This window comes from Pseudomonas sp. Irchel 3H9 (assembly GCF_900187495.1).
Classification (GTDB): domain Bacteria; phylum Pseudomonadota; class Gammaproteobacteria; order Pseudomonadales; family Pseudomonadaceae; genus Aquipseudomonas; species Aquipseudomonas sivasensis.
In genome coordinates, this window is sequence record NZ_FYDK01000008.1 from 91,618 (window position 1) to 112,656 (window position 21,039).

Here is a 21,039-nt window from a genome sequence, read left to right on the forward strand (position 1 = left end):
AAACCAATGTGGGAGGGGGCTTGCCCCCGATAGCGGTGTATCAGTCACCCAATATGTTGACTGACCCTCCGCCATCGGGAGCAAGCCCCCTCCCACATTTTGCTTTGTGTTCGGCTTTATTTACCGAGCTTGCGCAGTTCGTCCGACTCTACGATCCGCACCCCATTCTGCTCTTCCAGCGCCAGGCGCCACATGGCCCGGGCCAGTTCACACACTTCGATGCCTCGGTACTTGCCGGGAATCAGCCGTGACAGCGGCCCTGCCAGTTGTTCGGCCAAACGGGGTTCCAGCCGCTCGCCCAATAACAGCGACGGTCGCACGATGGTCAGTTGCGGCCAGTCTTGGGCCTTGAGTGCTTGCTCCATTTCCCCTTTGACTCGGTTGTAGAAAATCGAAGATTTCGGATCGGCGCCAATCGCGCTGATCACGATCAGGTGCCGTGCGCCCATTTCCCGTGCGCGCTTGGCGAAGGCGACGACCATATCCAGGTCAACCGCACGGAAGGCCTCTTCCGAGCCCGCTTTTTTGATTGTGGTGCCCAGGCAGCAGAAGGCGATATCCACCCGGCCGCTCAGTTGCGGCAGGAACACCGCTGGGTCGCCCACCGGGTTTTCCAGGTGTGGATGTTCGGCCAATGGCTTGCGGCTCGGCGCGAGCACGCGGGTCACGGTGGGTTCGTTGAGCAGGCGGTCGAGCAGGTGTTCGCCAGTGAGGCCGGAGGCCCCTGCGAGCAAGATATGCTGAGGTGTCAGGTACATAGTGTTTCCCCCTTGTTACACGTTGCAGCTTAGTTGCCTTTGGCTTCCTTGCTATTCATTGAGACGCTTTCGAGCGCCTTTCGTGCCTGCTGTTTACGTAAAAGTTGCCAGTGGGCAATCACGCCTTTGGGGGCCCAGATCTGCGGTTCGGACGCTTCGAAATTGTCGGCCTGTTCGCGCTCGCTCACATGCAGCTGTGCCAGCTTGAAGGCTTGCTGCAAGTCGTCGGTCTGGTTGAAGGCTTGGGCGAAGAGGGCGTCGCCGAAGTAGGTGAAGTCGGCCTCTTCGGAGCAACCGAAGGACACGCGGTCGGCGCGGGACGCGGTCATAATCAGCGTACGGTCGTCTTTGAGTGCCGGGATAAAACCGCCGGAATAGCAGGCGGAAATTACGATGATCTTGTCGCGGTTTTTCAGCGGTGTCAGCACGGCGGCCAGCTCATCGGCGGGCAAATCGGCCAGCTCCATGCGCGGCTGATCCAGCACCAGTTCGTGTTCGTGGGTGCCGTGGCTGGTCATGTAGATAAACACCAGGTCTTCCGGGCCTGTGCGCTCGGCCAGGGTTTGCACGGCACGGCGCAAGCTTTCGCGGGTGGCCAGGGGGCGGTCGGCGATATGGTCGCGGTGGTTGACCAAACGGATCTGCCCACGTGCGCCGAAGCGGGTGGCGAGCATGTTGCTGACGTAATCGGCTTCGCGCAGGAACACGCTTTGTTTGCCGTCGCCGGCCACCGCCAGGGTGTACAACTCCACGGCAGGGGTGGAGGCGGGCACGGCGGCAAAGGCAGCATCGAGCAAATGCCCTTGGGCCAGCACGCCGATCTCCAGTGGGTCAGGCAACAATGTGCCGTCCGCGTCACGCACGCGCATGCCGTTGACCCAGGTGCCGGCCTGCACCGTGCCGTCGGCGAGGACCAGCGTGCCGCGTCCCTGATAGTTGTCGCTGTCGAAGCCGCCGATGTAGAAGCTGCCGTCGGTCAGGTTCAGGCGGCCTTCTCCGGTAAAGCGCCAATCGCTGAAATAGCCGACGTAGTGGCTGCCATCCACGCCGATCAGTTCGCCCTTACCGCTGAGCGCGCCTTCCTTGAACTGGCCGATCCACACGTCGCCGTCAGCGTTTTCATAGCGGCCCTTGCCGTTGAGTTGGTTCTGCTTGAACTGACCGACATAGATGTCGCCGTCGGCGCTGTTGAAGGTGCCGTTGCCCTCCAACTGGCCATCGACGAAGCGACCACTGAACTGATTGCCGCTGTCGTCGTTGCGCTGGCCTTCGCCGTTCGGCTTGCCGTGGGCGAACTGGCCCTGGTATTGGCTGCCGTCGGCCAGCTCCAGGCGGCCGAGACCGGAATACTGATCGTCTTTGAATTCGCCGCGATAGGTCATTTGCCCCTCTTTGAGGGTGCCTTCGCCGTTGCGCCGACCGTTGCGGAACCCGCCGACATACTGGCTGGCTGCGGTGGTCAGGCTGCCCTGTCCATCGAACAGGCCTTGCTGGAACTGGCCTTTATAGACTTCGCCGTTGCTGCCATGCCACTCGCCCTGGCCGTGCCACTGGCCTTTGTCGAACGCGCCGGCGTACCAACTGCCGTTGGGGTAGTCCACACGGCCCTGGCCTTGCAGCAGGCCGTTGACCACATCGCCCCGATAGCGGCCGCCGTCGGGCAGGCGCGCATCGGGCGGCAACAGCGATTCGCCGTCTCCGCAAGCGGTGAGCAACAGGGCAAGGGCAAGGGGGGCGAGTGGGCGCATAGCGGGATCCGGATATTTGAGCGCCGAGTATGCCGCAGCTGCGAGTTTCATACATAAATTTACATACCCCGTGGTGAGTTTCAGCCTCTCACCACAGGGATGGCCTTACACGAAACAGAGTGAAAGCGACTCGGCAATGTAGGCCGGTTTTTCCTGGCCTTCGATCTCCAGTGTGGCAGTGGCCTTTAACAGCCACTGGCCGGGCTTTTTCTCGGTGACGTCAGTGAGGATCACGTTCAAGCGCACCTTGGAGTTGACCTTGACCGGCTGGATAAAGCGCACGGTGTCCAAGCCATAGTTGACCGCCATCTTCAGGCCTTCGGGCATGATCAGGATGTCTTCCATCAGCTTGGGTATCAGCGACAGCGACAGGAAACCGTGGGCAATGGTGCTGCCGAACGGCGTTTGCGCAGCCTTGACCGGGTCGACGTGGATGAACTGATGGTCGCCAGTGGCTTCTGCGAACAGGTTGATACGTGCCTGGTCGATGGTGAGCCATTCGGAACGTCCCAGTTCCTTGCCGACATAATCTTTGAGCTGCGCTACAGGTGCATAGGGCATTGCGTCTCTCCTTGGTTCATCGATGCTGTTTTTATGGATTACAGAGAACCAATGTAGATCATCACGGGCAACCAGCCCGGTCAACCCACCATGCTTTTGGCGAATGCCGATGCATAGGGCCGGCATGCTTATAATGCGGGCGAGTTCAGAGGGGGGAGAAAGCGGATGCTGTTACGTGGTCTGACATGGCTGGTGTTGTTTCAGTTGATCGGCACGGCGATCAATCATTTGCTGTTGCCGGTTCTGCCGGGGCCAATCATTGGCCTGCTGCTGATGCTGGGTTTCCTGATCTGGCGTGGCGAGGTGGGCGAGCCGTTGAGCCTGGCCGCTGGCAGCCTGTTGCGGTATCTGCCACTGCTGCTGGTGCCGCCGGCAGTCGGCGTGATGGTGTACGCCAAGGACATCGCGGCTGACTTTTGGGCCATCGTCGGCGCGCTGGTGTTGTCACTGGTGATCGCCATGGCATTCGTTGGCGTACTGATGCAGCAGATGGTCAAGCGCAAGGAGAAGGATCAATGATCTTCGACTGGCATGGCGCGTGGACGTCCGTGATTCATCACCCGCTGTTCGGTATCGGTATTACCCTGGGCGCCTATCAACTGGTGCTGGCGGGGTTCGAGAAAACCCGCTGGATCTTCCTGCAACCGGTGCTGGTCTCCATGCTGCTGGTGATCGGCGTGTTGCTCACCTGCGGCCTGAGCTATGCCGAGTACCGCAAGAGCACCGAGATCATGGGCATTCTGCTGGGGCCTGCCACGGTGGCGCTGGCGGTGCCGCTTTATCTGAATCTGCGGCGCATTCGCCAATTATTTTGGCCAATTTTTACTACGCTGGTGATAGGCGGTGTATTGGCTACCGGCCTGTGTGTGCTGCTCGGCTGGTGGTTCGGCGCTGAACACATGATGCTGATGACCATGGCGCCCAAGTCGGTGACCTCGCCGATCGCCATGCTGGTGGCCGAGCAGATCGGCGGCGTGGCGGCACTGGCCGCGGTGTTTGTGCTGATCACTGGGGTCGTGGGGGCGATGGTGGGGCCGGCGTTACTTTCGCGCCTGGGTGTGCACAGTCCCGAGGCGCGTGGCATGGCGTTGGGCATGACCGCCCACGCGGTCGGCACCTCGGTGGCCCTGCAGGAGAGCGAAGAGTGTGGCGCCTTTGCGGCGCTGGCCATGAGTCTGATGGGCGTGGCCACGGCGGTGTTCCTGCCGTTGGCTGTGTCAGTGATTGTTTAAACCAGGTTTAAGGAAACCTTTATGAGTCTGGCGCTGTTCCCGCTCAATACCGTGCTGTTCCCTGGCTGCACCCTCGACCTGCAACTGTTCGAGGCGCGCTACCTGGACATGATCAGCCGTTGCATGAAAAAGGGCGAAAGCTTCGGCGTGGTGTGCATCCTTGACGGCAAGGAAGTAGGCATGGCTCCGGACGGCTACGCGCTGATCGGCTGTGAAGCGCTGATTCGCGACTTCAAGCAGCAGGACAATGGCCTGCTGGGGATTCGTGTCGAAGGCGGGCGGCGTTTTCGCGTGCTCGATACGGGCGTGCAAAAAGACCAGTTGCTGGTGGCCGAGGTGCAATGGCTGGATGAGCAGCCGGACCAGCCGTTAGACGAAGAGGACGCTGATCTGTTGGCATTGCTCCAGGCCCTGGCCGAGCATCCGATGGTCTCTTCGCTGGACATGGACGCTCACGCCGAGGGCCAGCAAGCCTTGGGCAATCAGCTTGCTTATCTCTTGCCCTTTACCGAGGCCGACAAGATCGACCTGCTGCAACTCGACGACCCGCAGCAGCGCCTGGATGCGATCCAGATGCTGCTTGATGAGCTACAGGAAGAGCTTTTCACTCAGTAGGCGTAGCGCAGCAGTGCGTGGGATGTGCCGGTGAGTGCAATAAAGCTCAAGACTGCCACTATGGCAGGCAGCAGCAGCCACCATGTTTTTTTGCGCAAGGGTGGCAGTGGGCTGCGGTGCTGGATGGCTGTGAGGCTGAAGGCACACACCGTCATCGCCAGGAGCGTGCCGGCCAGGATGTCCGAGGGCCAGTGGGCGCCCAGGTAAACTCGGGACAAGGCGATAAAGGCGGCGGGAATGCAGCCCAGCAGTATCCACGTCAGGCGCAGCCGTGTCGGTTGGCCACAACCTGCCAGCACCGCCAGCGCCAGGAAAAACGCGAAGGCGCCGGAGGCATGGCCGCTGGGCATGCTGAAACTGGTCAGGGGGTCGGTAAGGATTTCAGGGCGGCCGCGGGCGAAAAACAATTTGCTCCCGGTGTTGATTACCGCCGATCCGGCCAGTGTGGCGCCCACAAAGATGGCGTGGCGCCACTGTCGAGCCAGTAGCAAAAGCCCGGTGAAGACGGCGCTGGCGACAAACATCTTCTTGAACTCACCCAATTGGGTGACCATCACCATGGCTTCATCCAGCCAGGCGCTGCGATGCTCCTGCACCAGTGCGCTAAGACCCTGATCGAAATCATTCAGGTGTGGATAACCGATAAACAGTGCGATCAACAACGTCAGGCTGGCGCAACCTATCCACAAGGTGGTGCGCCGGTGGTCGCGCAGGCTGCTGTTCAAACCCAGCCCCAGCAGGACCGCCAGGCACGCCGTGACAACGCCGGCCTCAGGCCAGAAGCCTTCCGGTAATGGCAGGCGGAACGCGGCGCCGGTGGCCCAGCCCGGCAGCAAGTAGGCCACCGACCAGCCGGCTGCGGCGAGGACGCTCACTGCCGCAAAGCGTGGGAACGGCATATCGCACATGCCGGCCACCATCGGCAGCATCGGGCGCAAGGGGCCGATGAAGCGTCCGACCAGCAGGCTGGCGATGCCGTACTTGTGGAAGTAGGTCTCTGCACCGTTCATCCATTCGGGGTGGTGGCGCAGACCGGGCAGGCGGCGGATGTTCTGGTGGAAATGTCTGCCCAGGAAGTAGGAAACCCCATCGCCCAGCAAACCGCCGAGAAAGCCCAGCAACAGCGTTTCACTCAACGACAGCGCGCCGCTGCCGGCCAATGCGGCAATGGCGAACAGCAATACCGTGCCCGGTACGATTAAACCGGCAATCGCCAGGCATTCCACGCACGCGACGATAAACACCGCCACCGCCAGCCATTGTGGGTTCAGGGTCAGCCAGCCGGTAATGCTATCGAGCCATTGGCCCATAAACGTCACTCCATCACCACAAAATTCAAATCAGAAAATAGTCGCGGCCTTCGACCTGGCCTCGGCGCAGCGGGTTCCGTGTGCAGTACGGTGCATAGCCCGCATCGACAAAACGGTACATCAGGTGTTCATCGCGGCCACTGGGGATGCCCAGGCGGGTCGTCTGGATGATTTGCGTCGGTACCTGGCCGACATCTTCCACATACAGCCTTTCCTGGTCGAAGCGCTTGGCGTCCCACATCGGCACTTTGAGCCCCAGCGCTTTGCACAACAACGTTTGGCCGGCGCACAGCTTCTGCGAGGTGCGCGGGCTGCCATCGGCATTCGGGTTGTTCAACTGCATCTGCGCGAGGCTCGCCTGGCCGGAAAGGTCATCGACCCACGGATAGGCCGATTTGATCAATACGGCATTGCCCGGTCCATGTGCGCTGAAGTTCAGGGAGTCGCCGCCACGGGCGTAGTACATGTAGATATGGCCGCCATCCAGAAACAAAGCCTTACGCTTTTCTGTGTAGCCGAGTGAAGCGTGGCTACCTTTTTCGGCCACGTAATAGGCTTCCGTTTCAATAATTCGAGCCGAAAGCCAGATTTCGCCGACGCGATGGCGTACAACTTTGCCGAGCAGTTCCCGCGCAAGAATTTGCGCGTCACGGTCGAAGAAGCCGTCGGGCAGGGCGCTGGCGGGGCGTTGGGGCGATGAGCTGGGCATGGCGGTCAGGGGAAATGCGGCTAAATGTGACGGAATCATAACAACTCCCACCTTAATTACCGCTGAACCCCAGGTTTTTACAGTTCATTTCGACCATCCGCCCCTGACCGCTGTCAGTCGGGCGGCGTCACAGCTATAATCTGCCGCTTTCCTCTTTGCCAAGACTCCCTGACCATGACTGAGTCCGTTCTTGACTACATGACCCGCCTGGGTCGCGCTGCCCGTCAGGCCTCGCGGTTGATCGCCCGTGCGAGCACCGCGCAGAAGAACCGTGCCTTGCTGGCCGCCGCTGATGCTCTGGATGCTTCGCGCTCCGAACTCGCCGCGGCCAACGAACTGGACCTGGCCAACGGCCGCGCCAATGGCCTGGAACCGGCCCTGCTGGACCGTCTGGCGCTGACCCCGGCACGTATCGACGACATGATCGAAGGCCTGCGTCAGGTGGCCAAGCTGCCTGACCCCATCGGTGAAATCCGCGATATGCGTTACCTACCGTCCGGTATTCAGGTTGGCAAGATGCGCGTGCCCCTGGGCGTGATCGGCATCATCTATGAGTCGCGCCCTAACGTAACCATTGACGCCGCGAGCCTGTGCCTCAAGTCCGGCAATGCCACCATCCTGCGTGGCGGTTCCGAGGCGATCAATTCCAACCGCGCAATTGCCGCCTGCATCCAGCAAGGCCTGGCCGTGGCCGAACTGCCGGCCGAAGTGGTGCAAGTGGTGGAAACCACCGATCGCGCGGCCGTTGGCGCGCTGATCACCATGCCGGAATTCGTCGACGTGATCGTACCGCGCGGTGGCAAGAGCCTGATCGAACGCGTCAGCCGTGATGCCAAGGTTCCGGTCATCAAGCACCTGGACGGCGTATGCCATGTGTTCATCGACATCGCCGCCGATATCGACAAGGCCATCCGCATCGCCGACAACGCCAAGACCCATCGCTACGCCCCGTGCAACACCATGGAGACTCTGCTGGTGCACGTCGGCATTGCCGATTGCGTGCTGCCGCCGCTGGCTGCCATCTATCGCGACAAGGGCGTGGAACTGCGCGGCTGCGAACGCACCCGCGCGCTGCTGGGTGCGGACGTGATCGAAGCGACTGAACAGGACTGGTACACCGAATACACGGCGCCGATCCTGTCAATCCGCATCGTTGATGACCTGGATCAGGCCATCGAACACATCAACACATACGGCTCCAAGCACACCGACGCGATTGTCTCCGAGCACTTCAGCGATGCGCGTCGTTTCCTCAACGAAGTGGATTCCGCTTCGGTGATGGTCAACGCCTCGACGCGCTTTGCCGACGGCTTTGAATACGGGCTGGGCGCCGAGATCGGCATCTCCACCGACAAGCTTCACGCACGCGGCCCGGTTGGCCTGGAAGGTCTGACCAGCGAGAAGTACGTGGTGTTCGGCGACGGTCATGTGCGCACTTGATGGCTAAACGCATCGGGCTGCTCGGCGGTACTTTCGACCCCGTGCACATCGGCCATTTGCGCAGCGCTCTCGAAGTCGCAGATGCCCTTGCACTGGACGAGTTGCGCGTGATGCCCAACGCGCGGCCGCCTCATCGCGACACGCCGCAGGTGTCACCGCAACAACGCCTGGAAATGGTGCGCCTTGCCGTAGAAGGCATACCGCCGCTGGTGGTGGACGACCGCGAACTCAAACGCGATAAACCGTCCTACACTGTCGACACCCTGGAGCTGATACGCGCCGAGTTGGCCGTAGATGACCAGTTGTTTCTGCTTTTGGGCTGGGACGCATTTTGCGGCCTGCCCTCTTGGCATCGCTGGGAGGAACTCCTCCAGCATTGCCACATCCTGGTTTTGCAACGCCCGGATGCCGACAGCGAACCGCCGGATGCCTTGCGCAACCTGCTGGCCGCGCGGTCGGTAAGTGACCCCTTGGCCCTGACCGGGCCGAACGGGAATATTGCATTCGTCTGGCAGACCCCGCTTGCGGTGTCTGCCACCCAGATCCGTCAACTGCTGGCCAGCGGGAAGTCGGTACGTTTCCTGGTGCCTGACGCGGTCCTGGCCTACATCGATGCGCACGGGCTTTACCGTGCGTCGAACTGAAAAGGCGCGCTTGAACGCACGAACAGTCGTGCAGCGAGCGCCCGAACATATGAGCAAAACGAGTTTTTTATGACGAACAAAGACGTAAGCAAAGTAAAACGCAAAGGCACGTTCAAAAGCGCCCCGCTGCCGGTTGAAGCCCACGTTGGTCCGGAACTGGCTGGCGAAGAGCTGGTAAAAGTCGCCGTTGCCGCCCTGGAAGACGTGAAGGCCCAGGACATTCAGGTTCTGGACGTACGCGACAAGCAGAGCATCACCGACTTCATGATCATCGCCACTGGTACTTCCAACCGCCAGATCGGCGCGATGCTGGACAAGGTCCGCGAAGCCGTCAAAGCCCAAGGCGTCAAGCCACTGGGTGAAGAAGGTAAGGGCGACAGCGACTGGGTGCTGCTGGACATGGACGACGTGATCGTTCACATGATGACCTCCAACGCCCGTCAGTTCTATGACCTGGAGCGTCTGTGGAAAGGCGCCGAGCAGAGCCGTGCCGCTGATGGCAAGCACCACAGCCCGGAAGTGGGCCACGCGCACTTCGACAAGCTCAACAAAGACCAGGAATAAGGAACGGCTGTGCGCCTGCGTCTGATCGCTGTCGGTTCACGCATGCCCAAGTGGGTGGAAGAAGGCTGGCACGAGTATGCCAAGCGTCTGCCCGCTGAGCTGTCGCTGGAACTGGTGGAAATACCGCTCAACACCCGGGGCAAGAATGCCGACGTAGCGCGCTTTATCCGTCAGGAAGGCGAAGCCATGTTGGCCAAGGTCGGCCCCAACGAGCGCATCGTCACCCTCGAAGTGCACGGCAAACCCTGGAGCACCGAGCAACTGGCGGTGGAACTGGATCGCTGGCGCCTGGACTCGCGCACCGTCAACTTCATGGTCGGTGGCCCGGAAGGGCTGGCGCCAGAAGTCTGCGCGCGAGCCGACCAGCGTTGGTCGCTGTCGGCACTGACGTTGCCGCACCCGTTGGTAAGGATTCTGATCGGTGAACAGCTGTATCGCGCCTGGACAGTTCTGTCCGGGCACCCTTACCACAAATAGTCTGCGCCCCTCCCGATGACCCAGCCGATCCGCATCAAGGACCACGAGAAAGACGCACGTCTTGTACGCGCTCGGGTCGTGTTTGGTGCGATTCTGGTCGTCGGGCTGATGTGTGTGCTGATCGCCCGCCTGTATTTCCTGCAGGTGATCCAGTACGAGTACCACTCCACGCTGTCGGAAAACAACCGGGTGCATGTGCAGCCGATTCCGCCGACCCGTGGGCTTATTTTCGACCGCAACGGTGTGGTGGTCGCGGATAACCGGCCCAGCTTCAGCCTGAGCATGACCCGCGAGCGTTCCGGCGATTGGCAGCAAGTCCTTGATGTCATCGTCGAGGTGCTGCAACTGACGCCGGAAGACCGAGTGATCTTCGAAAAGCGCATGAAGCAGGGGCGTCGGCCCTTTGAGCCGGTGCCGATCCTGTTTGAGCTGACCGAAGAGCAGATCGCCCGCATCGCGGTGAACCAGTTCCGGTTGCCGGGGGTGGAAGTGGTGGCGCAGTTGGTACGTCATTACCCGCAGGGCGCGCATTTTGCGCACTCGGTCGGCTACATGGGGCGGATCAACGAAAAAGAGCTCAAGAGCCTCGACCCGGTCAATTACAGCGGTACCCACCATATCGGCAAGACCGGCATCGAGCGTTTCTACGAGCCGGAACTGCACGGCCAGGTGGGTTACGAAGAAGTAGAGACCAATGCCCGTGGCCGCGTATTGCGCGTGCTCAAGCGCACCGACCCGATTCCCGGCAAGGACATTGTGCTGAGCCTGGACATCAAGCTGCAGGAAGCGGCGGAGATGGCCTTGGGTGGGCGGCGTGGCGCGGTGGTGGCACTGGACCCGAAAACAGGCGAGGTCCTGGCCATGGTCAGCCAGCCAAGTTTCGACCCTAACCTGTTTGTGACCGGGATCAGCTTCAAGGCCTACGCCGAGTTGCGCGATTCCATCGACCGACCGCTGTTCAACCGCGTGCTGCGCGGCCTGTATCCGCCCGGTTCGACCATCAAGCCCGCGGTGGCGATTGCTGGCCTGGATGCAGGCGTGGTCACTGCTTCCAGTCGCGTGTACGACCCGGGCTACTACATGCTGCCCAACTACGATCACAAATACCGTAACTGGAACCGCACCGGTGACGGCTACGTCGACTTGGACACCGCGATCATGCGGTCCAACGACACCTATTTCTATGACCTGGCCCACAAGCTGGGGATCGACCGGCTGTCTGCCTACATGGGCAAGTTCGGCCTCGGTCAGAAAGTTTCCCTGGATATGTTCGAAGAATCTCCTGGCCTGATGCCGTCCCGGGAGTGGAAGCGTGCGACCCGTCGTCAGGCGTGGTTCCCGGGTGAAACCCTGATCCTCGGCATCGGCCAGGGCTATATGCAGGCCACCCCGTTGCAGTTGGCCCAGGCTACCGCGCTGGTGGCCAACAAAGGTATCTGGAATCGCCCGCACCTGGCCAAGACCATCGAGGGCGAGAAACCGGTGGATGACAACCCGATCCCGGACATCGTGCTGCGCGACTCGTCCGACTGGACCAAGGTCAACCATGGTATGCAGCAAGTGATGCACGGCGCCCGTGGCACCGCGCGAAAAGCCGCAATCGGTGCGCAGTACCGCATTGCCGGCAAGAGCGGTACGGCCCAGGTGGTCGCGATCAAGCAGGGCGAGAAATACGACCGCACCAAGGTCCAGGAGCGCCACCGCGACCACGCCTTGTTCGTCGGTTTTGCTCCGGCAGACGACCCGAAAATCGTCGTGGCCGTCATGGTGGAGAACGGCGAGTCCGGCTCCGGTGTTGCCGCTCCCGTGGTGCGCCAGGTGATGGATGCCTGGTTGTTGGCCGACGACGGCAGGCTCAAGCCCGAATATGGCGGCCCCCCTTCAAACCCCGAGGTTACGGCCAGTGAAGAGTAATTTTGACCGCATCCTCTCCAGCGAGGATGTGATGCGTCGCCGCGCGACGTTGCTGCAGCGCATGCACATTGATGGCCCGTTACTGATCCTGCTGCTGACCCTGGCCGCCGGGAGCCTGTTTGTGCTGTATTCGGCCAGCGGCAAGAACTGGGACCTTCTGATCAAGCAAGCGTCGTCTTTTGGCCTGGGCCTGCTGTCCATGGTGGTGATTGCCCAGTTGGAGCCGCGTTTCATGGCGCGGTGGGTGCCGCTTGGCTACGTCGCCGGTGTATTGCTGCTGGTGGTGGTGGACGTGATGGGCCACAACGCCATGGGCGCAACCCGCTGGATCAACATTCCGGGGGTGATTCGCTTCCAGCCGTCGGAATTCATGAAGATCCTGATGCCGGCCACCATTGCCTGGTACCTGTCCAAGCGCACCTTGCCGCCGCAGCTTAAACACGTAGGCATCAGCCTGATTCTGATTGGCGTACCGTTCATCCTGATCGTTCGTCAGCCGGACCTCGGCACCTCGCTGCTGATTCTCGCCGGCGGTGCGTTCGTGCTGTTCATGGGTGGCTTGCGCTGGCGCTGGATCCTCAGTGTGCTGGCTGCGGCCGTACCGGTGGCCGTGGCCATGTGGTTCTTCTTTATGCACGACTACCAGAAGCAACGCATCCTCACGTTTCTCGATCCGGAAAGCGACCCGCTCGGCACCGGCTGGAACATCATCCAGTCCAAGGCAGCCATCGGTTCCGGCGGCGTGTTTGGCAAGGGTTGGCTGCTGGGCACCCAGTCGCACCTGGACTTTTTGCCAGAGAGCCACACCGACTTCATTATCGCGGTGATGGGCGAAGAGTTCGGCCTGGTAGGCATCTGCGCACTGTTGCTGATCTATTTGCTGCTGATCGGGCGCGGCCTGGTAATTACCGCACAGGCACAGACGTTGTTCGGCAAATTGCTCGCAGGCAGCCTGACCATGACTTTTTTTGTTTATGTTTTCGTCAACATCGGTATGGTCAGTGGCCTGTTGCCGGTGGTTGGGGTGCCGTTGCCGTTCATTAGCTACGGCGGAACTTCGCTGGTGACATTGCTGTCAGCGTTTGGGGTTTTGATGTCGATTCATACGCATCGCAAGTGGATCGCACAGGTTTGAATAAGGTGAAGATGTCAATGCAAGTAATGCGCGGCTGGGCCACTCGGCATGCGTCCTGGATGGGCCTGATTGGGCTACTGGGCGCAACGCAAGAGGCGCAGGCCGGTGACTACGATGGTTCACCCCAGGTCGCCGAATTTGTCGGTGAGATGACCCGCGACTACGGTTTCGCAGGTGAGCAGCTGATGGGCGTGTTCCGCGAAGCCCAGAAAAAGCAGGCGATTCTCGACGCCATCTCCCGCCCCGCCGAACGCGTGAAGCAGTGGAAGGAATATCGCCCGATGTTTCTCACCGACGCCCGCGTGGCGCGCGGTGTGGACTTCTGGCGCCAGCATGAAGCCGTACTGGCCCGCGCCGAGCAGGAATACGGCGTGCCGGCCCAGGTAATTGTTGCGATCATCGGCATTGAAACCTTTTACGGGCGCAATACCGGCAGCTATCGGGTGATCGACGCCTTGTCGACCCTGGGCTTCGATTACCCGCCTCGCGCCGACTTCTTCCGCAAGGAGCTGCGCGAATTCCTGCTGTTGGCCCGCGAAGAGCAGGTCGACCCGCTGACCCTCAAAGGCTCCTACGCCGGGGCGATGGGCTTGCCGCAATTCATGCCGAGCAGCTTTCGCGCCTACGCCGTGGATTTTGACGGTGACGGCCACATCAACATCTGGAGTAATCCCGACGACGCCATTGGCAGCGTGGCCAGCTACTTCAAGCGCCATGGCTGGGTGGGCGGCGAGCCCGTAGTGATTCGCGCCGACGTCAGCGGGGAACGTGCCGATGAAGGCCTGACCCAGGGCATCGAGCCGGCCAAGACGGTCGGGGAGTTGCGGGCGCTGGGCTGGTCGAGTCAGAATGCGCCACGCGATGATATGCCGGTCACGGCGTTCCGCCTGGAAGGCGAAAATGGCCCTGAATATTGGATGGGCCTGAAGAATTTCTACGCAATCACGCGTTATAACCGCAGTGTGATGTACGCCATGGCCGTGCATCAGCTGTCAGACATGCTGGTCCAAGCACGGGGCAACAAGTAATGCGGGCATCGCCGTTCAATCAACCGCTCAAGCTGGTGGCGTTCGCCGCGTTGTCCCTGCTGGTCGTCAGTTGTTCCACAAGCCGTGGCCCGGCACCACAGAAGTCCGGCGGTACCGCCGTACGTTCCCAGCCAGGCCTGGACATCAACCGCGCGCACAAAGACGGCGCGCCGTGGTGGGATGTCGACGTGTCGAAAATCCCGGATGCCACGCCCACCTTGCACACCGGCCCTTACAAGGCGAACCCCTATACCGTGTTGGGTAAATCCTACTTTCCGTTGCAGGAATCCAAGACCTACGTGCAATCGGGCACGGCGTCCTGGTACGGCACCAAGTTCCATGGTCAGAACACTGCCAACGGCGAGGTCTATGACCTGTATGGCATGAGCGCAGCGCATAAAACCTTGCCGCTGCCCAGCTATGTGCGGGTGACCAACCTGGACAATAACCGCACGGTGATCCTGCGGGTCAACGACCGTGGGCCGTTCTATTCGGACCGGATCATCGATTTGTCCTACGCCGCCGCGAAGAAGCTCGGCTATGCCGAAACCGGTACGGCGCGGGTCAAGGTCGAAGGTATCGACCCGGCGCAGTACTGGGCCCAGCGTGGCAAGCCCGCCCCACTGATGCTCAATGAACCGCAGAGTGCGCAGCCGCAAGTGACGGCATCCACCGGCAAGATCGAACAGTGGACACCGCCACCGCAGCAACACGCACCGGACACGGTGGTCGTGCCCCACGCAGCGCCGGGTGCTTCGGTCGCTGGCGGGCAATACCTGCAAGTGGGCGCTTTCGCCAACCCGGATGCGGCAGAACTGTTAAGGTCCAAGCTCAGCGGCATGGTCAACGCGCCGGTCTTTATCAGCTCCATCGTGCGTAACCAGCAAACCCTGCACCGCGTGCGCATGGGCCCTATCGGCTCGCCGAGCGAAGTGGCGCAAGTACAGAACAGCGTGCGCATGGCCAACCTGGGACAACCCAGCGTGGTCACCGCCGAATAACACAGAATTGATGGTTCAGGCCCGTGCGCGGGTTTGAGCTGTGGTTGTTGGCTCGTTGAACAATAAAAACCCAGGGGCAAGGGGTGAGCGGGCAACCGAACACGTGACAGTCTGGTAGCGGGCTGTCTGAATAAGTTTTGCCCGCGAGGGCAAGTTTCCATAAGCAATTTCGAGAGACGGATGAACATCACCACCTTAGCCAAACGCACGTGCCTGCTTATCTCGCTGATCATCACCCCGGCCGCCTGGGCGGTTGAAATGGTGCCGGCTTCACCGCAACTGGCCGCTAAGGCGTGGGTCCTGATGGACGCTGCCAGCGGCAACGTGCTGGTAGAGAGCAACGGTGACCAACGCCTGCCGCCAGCCAGCCTGACCAAGCTGATGACCGCCTACATCGCGACCCTGGAAATCCGTCGCGGCCAGATCGGCGAGAACGACCCGGTGACCGTCAGCGAAAACGCCTGGCGTACCGGCGGTTCGCGCATGTTCATCAAGGTGGGCTCGCAAGTCACCGTAAGTGACCTGCTGCACGGCATCATCATCCAGTCCGGTAACGACGCCAGCGTCGCGCTGGCCGAGCACATCGCCGGCAGCGAAGATGCATTCGCCGACATGATGAACAAAACCGTGGCCGACCTGGGCATGACCAACAGCCACTTCATGAATCCGACTGGTTTGCCAAACCCTGAGCACTACTCGTCGGCTCACGACATGGCGATCCTGGCCCGCGCGATCATTCGTGTTGACCCGGTGCACTACGCGATTTACTCCCAGAAGGAGTTCTTCTGGAACAACATCAAGCAGCCTAACCGCAACCTGTTGTTGTGGCGCGACAAGACCGTTGATGGCCTGAAAACCGGCCACACCGAAGAGGCTGGCTATTGCATGGTGTCGTCCGCTGTTCGTGACGGCCAGCGCCTGATTGCAGTGGTATTCGGCACAAACAGCGAGCAGGCCCGTGCGGCCGAAACGCAAAAGCTGCTGACCTATGGTTTCCGCTTCTTCGAAACCCAGACCTTCTATCAGAAGGGTGCTGAACTGGCGACCGCGCCGGTATGGAAGGGCGCAACCTCTCAAGTCAAGGCCGGCCTGGCTGAAGACCTGACCCTGACCATGCCTAAAGGCCAGCTGAAAAAGCTCGCTGCCAGCATGACCATGAACCCGCAATTGGTTGCTCCAATCGCCAAGGGTGACGTGATCGGTAAAGTCGAAGTGAAACTGGACGACAAGGTGGTGCACAGCGCTGACCTGATCGCGCTGGACGCTGTCGACGAAGGTGGTATCTTCCGCCGCGTGTGGGATAGCATCCGTCTATTCTTCTACGGCTTGTTCAACTGATAGTGTGCACCTGCAAAGCCCCGCGTTGATCCGACGCGGGGCTTTGCCGTCGCCACGGCTTACCGCTTACGAGGCCGTTACGCCATGACCGATACCGAAGTAAAGGCACCCAAGATCGAATTCCCGGTGGTCGATTACCCGATCAAGGTGATCAGCGACACGGGTGTTGGCCGCAAGGACACGATTCTTGAGATCGTGCGTAAACACGCGACGATCAACGATAACCGAGTGGATGAGCGATCCAGCACCACCGGTAAATACACGACTATCCAGTTGCACATCGTTGCGACCGGCCAGGACCAGCTCTACGACATCAACAGCGAACTGCGGGCCACCGGCTTCGTGCACATGGTGCTGTGATGCCAGAGGTCCTGGGCTTTCGCGAGCTCGGCCAGATGGCCTACGAGCCTGTCTGGCACGCCATGCAACGGTTCACCAACGAGCGTGGCACCTCGGCCCCCGATGAGATCTGGCTGGTGGAACACCCGCCGGTGTTCACCCAGGGCCAGGCTGGCAAGGCTGAGCATTTGCTGCTGCCGGGGGATATTCCGGTGGTGCAGGTCGACCGAGGTGGCCAAGTGACTTACCATGGCCCCGGCCAGTTGGTCGCTTATCTGTTGCTGGACGTGCGCAAGCTGGGATTCGGCGTGCGCGATCTGGTCAGCCGGATAGAGGCTTGTCTGGTCGAGTTGCTGGCCAGTTATGGCGTGACCGCCGCGGCCAAGCCTGATGCTCCCGGTGTGTATGTGGATGGCGCGAAAATCGCCTCCCTGGGGCTTCGGATTCGTCACGGATGTTCCTTTCATGGCCTGGCCCTGAACGTGGACATGGACTTGGCCCCGTTTCGGCGGATCAACCCGTGCGGCTATGCCGGGTTGGCGATGACCCAACTGAGCGAACACGCTACACCGATTAAATTTGCCGAGGTAAGTGCCCGGCTGCGCGCGCAGCTCGTCAAACACCTCGACTATGCTGAGCAGACGACCCTAACGGGCGGAATCGACTGATTATGACTACTGATGCAGTGCAAACCATGATCCCGACGCTGGACGTTACCGAGCGTCCGGCCCCGGCCCCGCGTGCCAAGGTGGAAGCCGGCGTCAAGCTGCGCGGCGCCGAGAAGGTTGCACGCATCCCGGTGAAGATCATTCCGACCACCGAACTTCCGAAGAAACCCGACTGGATTCGCGTGCGTATCCCGGTTTCGCCGGAAGTCGACCGTATCAAGGCCCTGCTGCGCAAACACAAGCTGCACAGCGTATGCGAAGAGGCCTCTTGCCCGAACCTGGGCGAATGCTTCTCCGGCGGAACCGCCACGTTCATGATCATGGGTGACATCTGCACCCGTCGTTGCCCGTTCTGCGACGTTGGCCATGGCCGGCCGAAGCCACTGGACGTGAACGAGCCGGAAAGCCTGGCCATCGCCATCGCCGACCTGAAACTCAAATATGTAGTGATTACCTCGGTGGACCGCGACGACTTGCGTGACGGCGGTGCACAGCACTTTGCCGACTGTATCCGCGAAATCCGCAAACTGTCGCCGAACGTGATGCTCGAAACCCTGGTCCCGGACTACCGTGGCCGTATGGACGTGGCGCTGGAAATCACCGCCGCCGAGCCACCGGATGTGTTCAACCACAACCTGGAAACCGTGCCACGCCTTTACAAGGCTGCGCGTCCGGGTTCGGACTACCAGTGGTCGCTGACCCTGCTGCAGAAATTCAAGCAGATGATGCCGCACATTCCGACCAAATCCGGCCTGATGCTGGGCCTGGGCGAAACCGACGAAGAAGTCATCGAAGTCATGAAACGCATGCGCGAACACGACATCGACATGCTGACCCTGGGCCAGTACCTGCAACCGTCGCGCAGCCACTTGCCGGTGCAGCGTTTCGTGCACCCGGACACCTTCGCCTGGTTCGCCGAGGAAGGCTACAAGATGGGCTTCAAGAACGTCGCCTCGGGCCCGTTGGTACGCTCTTCGTACCACGCTGACGAACAAGCCAAGTTGGTCAAGGCAAGCCTGGTTTCCTGATAGGGGTTTAGATCCAGTGTGGGAGGGGGCTTGCCCTCGATTGCGGTATGTCAGTCGCTACATGTGCTGGCTGATCCACCGCAATCGGGGGCACGCCCCCTCCCACATTTCGTTCCGCGCTAGTTAGGGAGAGTTGTGTATGACAGCAGCCGTTCCAGCCCTTCGTTCTGAAGGCACCATCGCCCTGATCGCACCTGCCGGCCCCGCCGTGCTGGACGTTGAAAGGGCTGGCCAATGGATGCGCACGCGCGGCTACGATCTGCGAGTTTCCCCCGGCGTCTATGAACGCGACGGCTACCTCGCCGGCAGCGATGCAGTGCGCCTGCGTGACCTGCACGCCGCCTTCGCCGATCCGGACATCGACGCTATCTTTTGCCTGCGCGGCGGCTATGGAACACCGCGTCTGCTCGATAGCCTGGATTTCGAACTGCTACGCGCCAACCCCAAGCCATTCGTGGGCTACAGCGACATCACCGCCCTGCACTTGGCGATCAGCCGCTACGCCGGCTTCGTGACCTTCCACGGGCCGATGCTCAATGCCGATCTGCTGGGCGACAAGCAGCAGCCTACCGAGTCCTCACTGTTCAGCCTTCTGCGCGGACAAATGGGCGCCGGCAGTGTGCTGTCGCACCCGGTGGCGTACCCGCTGACCACGATCGAGCCTGGCATTGCCTGTGGGCGCTTGCTGGGAGGTAATCTGTCGATGATTGCGGCGGTCATGGGGACGCCTTACGAACTCGACGCTGAAGGCATCATCCTGTTTATCGAAGACGTCAACGAGCCGATCTACCGCATTGACCGGTTGCTGACGCACTTGCGCCTGGCCGGTAAATTGGCCCAGGTTGCGGGTGTGCTGGTGGGGGATGTGGCGGGGGTGGATAACGCTGCGCTGGAGCGCCTGCTGAAGCAGACGTTCGAGCCGTTGCGCATTCCGGTGCTGTCCGGTTGGCGCAGCGGGCATTGCGATCCCAATCTTACTGTGCCGATGGGCGCGTTGGTGCGTTTGGATGCAGGGGAGAAGCGGGTGGTGTTAGAGCAGGATGTGGTGTTCAAACCCTGAATCTGTTGGTGCCTGCCAAACCGCCATCGGGGGCAAGCCCCCTCCCACACTTGAATGTATTCACAAATCAAAATGTGGGAGGGGGCTTGCCCCCGATAGCGATAGTCGCCATAAGCAGATCTAACGGTTCTGCAGCGACTCCAGCAATTTCACCGTCGGATACCCATCCGCCGGCCAGCCCAGCGCCTGCTGCGCCGCACGAATCGCCTTACGGGTGTTGGCGCCGATAATCCCATCCGGGTTGCCCGCGTCATAGCCATTGGCACTCAACGCCGTCTGCAAATCAATGCGCTGGGATCGGCTCAGTGGCAGCTCATCTTTCGGCCACTCGCCACGAATCACGCCACCGCCACCAAACCGCTCCGACAACAGGCCAACCGCCAGCGCGTAGGACGATGAGTTGTTGTACTTGAGGATGGCGCGGAAGTTATCCAGCACCAGGAACGCCGGGCCGCGATAGCCCGCAGGCAGCAGCAGGGCGGCGGAGAGTTGGTCGACATTGCTTGGCATGCTGGCGCCCGGCGGCAGCTGCACGCCCAGTTTCAGCCACTCAGCGACGGTTTTGCGGGTGCCGCCATCGGCCAGGGCGTAATCGAAGTTCGCTGGCAGTTGTTTCACCTCGAACCCCCAAGGCTGGCCTTTCTGCCAGCCGGAGCTTTGCAGGTAGTGCGCAGTGGAGGCGAGGGCGTCGGCCGGGCTATTCCAGATATCGCGGCGACCGTCGCCGTCGAAGTCCACTGCGTGGGTGTTGTAGGTGGTCGGGATAAATTGGGTCTGGCCCATAGCGCCTGCCCAGGAGCCTTTCATCTGGTCGGCCTGGATATCGCCGTGTTGGATGATCTGCAGTGCCGCCAGCAATTGCGCCTGTGCAAAGGCTGGGCGTCGGCCTTCATAGGCCAGGGTCGCCAGGGAGCGGATTACCGAATTGTTGCCCTGGAACTGGCCGAAGTTACTCTCCATGCCCCACACCGACACCAACGCTTGGCGGTCGACGCCATAACGTTGCTCGATGCTTTGCAGGATGTCGGCATATTTGATTAGCAGTGCCTGGCCATTACGCACACGCAACGGCGATAGGGCACCGTCGAGGTATTCCCACACCGGGCGGGAAAACTCCGGCTGGCTGCGGTCGGCGCGGATCACCGCCATGTCGGGGGTGACATTGGCGAAGGCATTGTCGAACACGGCGGCGGTAATGCCGGCCTGCAGGGCTTGCGCGCGGAAACCCGCCTGCCATTCGGCGAAGGTTTGGGTCGGTTGGATATCGAGATTGTCCACGGCCAGCGGGGCCACGACGGCGGGCGCTACAACGGGTGCGGTTTGGAGCTTTGGCAACGGTTGGGCGTCGGCGGCGGTAGGTTTTTCCGCACAGGCGACAAGCAGAATGAGGCTGGAGGCAGCGATCAGTTGGCGAAGGTGCCAATGACGGGAAAGACGAGAGGGCATGCACAGGTCCAGGGATTACAAATC

22 protein-coding genes are annotated in these 21,039 nt (G+C 61.1%); 16 read left to right on the forward strand and 6 right to left on the reverse strand.

What is annotated here, in order from left to right:
* Window positions 1–116: 116 nt before the first annotated feature.
* From CKW32_RS24390 to CKW32_RS24400, 3 genes are all read right to left on the reverse strand, one after another.
* On the reverse strand, window positions 117–758 hold the full coding sequence (locus CKW32_RS24390; RefSeq protein ID WP_032884585.1) for an oxidoreductase: 642 nt from the start codon (window positions 756–758) through the stop codon (window positions 117–119).
* Between the two features lie 29 nt (window positions 759–787).
* A complete protein-coding gene (locus tag CKW32_RS24395; protein ID WP_095186201.1) occupies window positions 788–2,506 on the reverse strand; it encodes a C13 family peptidase in 1,719 nt (572 codons plus the stop codon).
* A 105-nt stretch (window positions 2,507–2,611) separates the two neighbouring features.
* Window positions 2,612–3,067 (reverse strand): MaoC family dehydratase, encoded by a 456-nt coding sequence (locus tag CKW32_RS24400; RefSeq protein ID WP_095186202.1) that lies wholly within the window; start codon window positions 3,065–3,067, stop codon window positions 2,612–2,614.
* A 165-nt stretch (window positions 3,068–3,232) separates the two neighbouring features.
* On the opposite strand from CKW32_RS24400, the gene CKW32_RS24405 reads away from it, so the two are divergent.
* Genes CKW32_RS24405 through CKW32_RS24415 form a run of 3 tightly spaced genes read left to right on the forward strand, consistent with a single transcriptional unit; the run spans window position 3,233 to window position 4,914 of the window.
* Window positions 3,233–3,586, forward strand: a complete 354-nt coding sequence (locus CKW32_RS24405) for a CidA/LrgA family protein (protein WP_032884588.1) — start codon at window positions 3,233–3,235, stop codon at window positions 3,584–3,586.
* Window positions 3,583–4,299: an LrgB family protein gene (locus CKW32_RS24410; RefSeq protein WP_032884589.1), complete on the forward strand. Its 717-nt coding sequence runs from the start codon at window positions 3,583–3,585 to the stop codon at window positions 4,297–4,299. Before CKW32_RS24405 ends, CKW32_RS24410 begins: the two co-directional genes overlap by 4 nt.
* Before the next feature lie 21 nt (window positions 4,300–4,320).
* On the forward strand, window positions 4,321–4,914 hold the full coding sequence (locus CKW32_RS24415; RefSeq protein ID WP_095186203.1) for an LON peptidase substrate-binding domain-containing protein: 594 nt from the start codon (window positions 4,321–4,323) through the stop codon (window positions 4,912–4,914).
* On the opposite strand, the gene CKW32_RS24420 is transcribed toward CKW32_RS24415, so the two are convergent.
* Together CKW32_RS24420 and CKW32_RS24425 are read right to left on the reverse strand one after the other, a co-directional pair.
* Window positions 4,908–6,224 (reverse strand): bifunctional DedA family/phosphatase PAP2 family protein, encoded by a 1,317-nt coding sequence (locus tag CKW32_RS24420; RefSeq protein WP_032884591.1) that lies wholly within the window; start codon window positions 6,222–6,224, stop codon window positions 4,908–4,910. The genes CKW32_RS24415 and CKW32_RS24420 overlap by 7 nt on opposite strands.
* A gap of 25 nt (window positions 6,225–6,249) precedes the next feature.
* The gene (locus CKW32_RS24425; protein ID WP_095186266.1) at window positions 6,250–6,933 is read right to left on the reverse strand and encodes a DNA-3-methyladenine glycosylase; all 684 of its coding nucleotides are present in this window, start codon (window positions 6,931–6,933) and stop codon (window positions 6,250–6,252) included.
* A 174-nt stretch (window positions 6,934–7,107) separates the two neighbouring features.
* Between CKW32_RS24425 and CKW32_RS24430 the strand changes: the two genes are divergently transcribed.
* The 13 genes from CKW32_RS24430 to CKW32_RS24490 all read left to right on the forward strand — a co-directional run bounded on the left by CKW32_RS24430 (window position 7,108) and on the right by CKW32_RS24490 (window position 19,569).
* On the forward strand, window positions 7,108–8,373 hold the full coding sequence (locus tag CKW32_RS24430; RefSeq protein ID WP_095186204.1) for a glutamate-5-semialdehyde dehydrogenase: 1,266 nt from the start codon (window positions 7,108–7,110) through the stop codon (window positions 8,371–8,373).
* Window positions 8,373–9,017 (forward strand): nicotinate-nucleotide adenylyltransferase, encoded by a 645-nt coding sequence (gene nadD / locus CKW32_RS24435; protein ID WP_095186205.1) that lies wholly within the window; start codon window positions 8,373–8,375, stop codon window positions 9,015–9,017. Before CKW32_RS24430 ends, nadD begins: the two co-directional genes overlap by 1 nt.
* A 69-nt stretch (window positions 9,018–9,086) precedes the next feature.
* Window positions 9,087–9,581, forward strand: a complete 495-nt coding sequence (gene rsfS, locus CKW32_RS24440; RefSeq protein WP_003176298.1) for a ribosome silencing factor — start codon at window positions 9,087–9,089, stop codon at window positions 9,579–9,581.
* Window positions 9,582–9,590: 9 nt separating this feature from the next.
* Window positions 9,591–10,058 (forward strand): 23S rRNA (pseudouridine(1915)-N(3))-methyltransferase RlmH, encoded by a 468-nt coding sequence (gene rlmH / locus CKW32_RS24445; protein WP_003176297.1) that lies wholly within the window; start codon window positions 9,591–9,593, stop codon window positions 10,056–10,058.
* A 15-nt stretch (window positions 10,059–10,073) separates the two neighbouring features.
* Window positions 10,074–11,972, forward strand: a complete 1,899-nt coding sequence (gene mrdA / locus CKW32_RS24450; RefSeq protein ID WP_032884594.1) for a penicillin-binding protein 2 — start codon at window positions 10,074–10,076, stop codon at window positions 11,970–11,972.
* A 31-nt stretch (window positions 11,973–12,003) separates the two neighbouring features.
* A complete protein-coding gene (gene rodA, locus CKW32_RS24455) occupies window positions 12,004–13,107 on the forward strand; it encodes a rod shape-determining protein RodA (RefSeq protein ID WP_050442794.1) in 1,104 nt (367 codons plus the stop codon).
* Between the two features lie 17 nt (window positions 13,108–13,124).
* Window positions 13,125–14,135, forward strand: a complete 1,011-nt coding sequence (mltB, locus tag CKW32_RS24460) for a lytic murein transglycosylase B (RefSeq protein ID WP_032884595.1) — start codon at window positions 13,125–13,127, stop codon at window positions 14,133–14,135.
* Window positions 14,135–15,136, forward strand: coding sequence for a septal ring lytic transglycosylase RlpA family protein (locus CKW32_RS24465; RefSeq protein WP_032884596.1), 1,002 nt, complete (start codon window positions 14,135–14,137; stop codon window positions 15,134–15,136). Before mltB ends, CKW32_RS24465 begins: the two co-directional genes overlap by 1 nt.
* Window positions 15,137–15,316: 180 nt before the next feature.
* Complete coding sequence (locus CKW32_RS24470) at window positions 15,317–16,474, forward strand: D-alanyl-D-alanine carboxypeptidase family protein (protein ID WP_032884597.1); 1,158 nt, start codon at window positions 15,317–15,319, stop codon at window positions 16,472–16,474.
* Between the two features lie 84 nt (window positions 16,475–16,558).
* Window positions 16,559–16,834, forward strand: coding sequence for a DUF493 domain-containing protein (locus CKW32_RS24475; RefSeq protein WP_032884598.1), 276 nt, complete (start codon window positions 16,559–16,561; stop codon window positions 16,832–16,834).
* Window positions 16,834–17,481, forward strand: a complete 648-nt coding sequence (gene lipB / locus CKW32_RS24480; protein ID WP_032884599.1) for a lipoyl(octanoyl) transferase LipB — start codon at window positions 16,834–16,836, stop codon at window positions 17,479–17,481. Before CKW32_RS24475 ends, lipB begins: the two co-directional genes overlap by 1 nt.
* A gap of 26 nt (window positions 17,482–17,507) precedes the next feature.
* Window positions 17,508–18,509, forward strand: coding sequence for a lipoyl synthase (gene lipA / locus CKW32_RS24485; protein ID WP_162163623.1), 1,002 nt, complete (start codon window positions 17,508–17,510; stop codon window positions 18,507–18,509).
* A 139-nt stretch (window positions 18,510–18,648) separates the two neighbouring features.
* Window positions 18,649–19,569, forward strand: coding sequence for an LD-carboxypeptidase (locus CKW32_RS24490; protein ID WP_095186206.1), 921 nt, complete (start codon window positions 18,649–18,651; stop codon window positions 19,567–19,569).
* 120 nt (window positions 19,570–19,689) lie between these two features.
* On the opposite strand, the gene CKW32_RS24495 is transcribed toward CKW32_RS24490, so the two are convergent.
* Complete coding sequence (locus CKW32_RS24495) at window positions 19,690–21,015, reverse strand: lytic murein transglycosylase (protein WP_095186207.1); 1,326 nt, start codon at window positions 21,013–21,015, stop codon at window positions 19,690–19,692.
* Window positions 21,016–21,039: the final 24 nt, after the last annotated feature.

Excerpts from the sequence above, each read along its gene's own strand:
- CKW32_RS24390 (WP_032884585.1), bottom strand. The coding sequence starts at position 758 with ATGTACCTGACACCTCAGCATATCTTGCTCGCAGGGGCCTCCGGCCTC.
- CKW32_RS24395 (WP_095186201.1), bottom strand. The coding sequence starts at position 2,506 with ATGCGCCCACTCGCCCCCCTTGCCCTTGCCCTGTTGCTCACCGCTTGC.
- CKW32_RS24400 (WP_095186202.1), bottom strand. The coding sequence starts at position 3,067 with ATGCCCTATGCACCTGTAGCGCAGCTCAAAGATTATGTCGGCAAGGAA.
- CKW32_RS24405 (WP_032884588.1), top strand. The coding sequence starts at position 3,233 with ATGCTGTTACGTGGTCTGACATGGCTGGTGTTGTTTCAGTTGATCGGC.
- CKW32_RS24410 (WP_032884589.1), top strand. The coding sequence starts at position 3,583 with ATGATCTTCGACTGGCATGGCGCGTGGACGTCCGTGATTCATCACCCG.
- CKW32_RS24415 (WP_095186203.1), top strand. The coding sequence starts at position 4,321 with ATGAGTCTGGCGCTGTTCCCGCTCAATACCGTGCTGTTCCCTGGCTGC.
- CKW32_RS24420 (WP_032884591.1), bottom strand. The coding sequence starts at position 6,224 with ATGGGCCAATGGCTCGATAGCATTACCGGCTGGCTGACCCTGAACCCA.
- CKW32_RS24425 (WP_095186266.1), bottom strand. The coding sequence starts at position 6,933 with ATGCCCAGCTCATCGCCCCAACGCCCCGCCAGCGCCCTGCCCGACGGC.
- CKW32_RS24430 (WP_095186204.1), top strand. The coding sequence starts at position 7,108 with ATGACTGAGTCCGTTCTTGACTACATGACCCGCCTGGGTCGCGCTGCC.
- nadD (WP_095186205.1), top strand. The coding sequence starts at position 8,373 with ATGGCTAAACGCATCGGGCTGCTCGGCGGTACTTTCGACCCCGTGCAC.
- rsfS (WP_003176298.1), top strand. The coding sequence starts at position 9,087 with ATGACGAACAAAGACGTAAGCAAAGTAAAACGCAAAGGCACGTTCAAA.
- mrdA (WP_032884594.1), top strand. The coding sequence starts at position 10,074 with ATGACCCAGCCGATCCGCATCAAGGACCACGAGAAAGACGCACGTCTT.
- rodA (WP_050442794.1), top strand. The coding sequence starts at position 12,004 with ATGCGTCGCCGCGCGACGTTGCTGCAGCGCATGCACATTGATGGCCCG.
- mltB (WP_032884595.1), top strand. The coding sequence starts at position 13,125 with ATGCAAGTAATGCGCGGCTGGGCCACTCGGCATGCGTCCTGGATGGGC.
- CKW32_RS24465 (WP_032884596.1), top strand. The coding sequence starts at position 14,135 with ATGCGGGCATCGCCGTTCAATCAACCGCTCAAGCTGGTGGCGTTCGCC.
- CKW32_RS24470 (WP_032884597.1), top strand. The coding sequence starts at position 15,317 with ATGAACATCACCACCTTAGCCAAACGCACGTGCCTGCTTATCTCGCTG.
- CKW32_RS24475 (WP_032884598.1), top strand. The coding sequence starts at position 16,559 with ATGACCGATACCGAAGTAAAGGCACCCAAGATCGAATTCCCGGTGGTC.
- lipB (WP_032884599.1), top strand. The coding sequence starts at position 16,834 with ATGCCAGAGGTCCTGGGCTTTCGCGAGCTCGGCCAGATGGCCTACGAG.
- lipA (WP_162163623.1), top strand. The coding sequence starts at position 17,508 with ATGATCCCGACGCTGGACGTTACCGAGCGTCCGGCCCCGGCCCCGCGT.
- CKW32_RS24490 (WP_095186206.1), top strand. The coding sequence starts at position 18,649 with ATGACAGCAGCCGTTCCAGCCCTTCGTTCTGAAGGCACCATCGCCCTG.
- CKW32_RS24495 (WP_095186207.1), bottom strand. The coding sequence starts at position 21,015 with ATGCCCTCTCGTCTTTCCCGTCATTGGCACCTTCGCCAACTGATCGCT.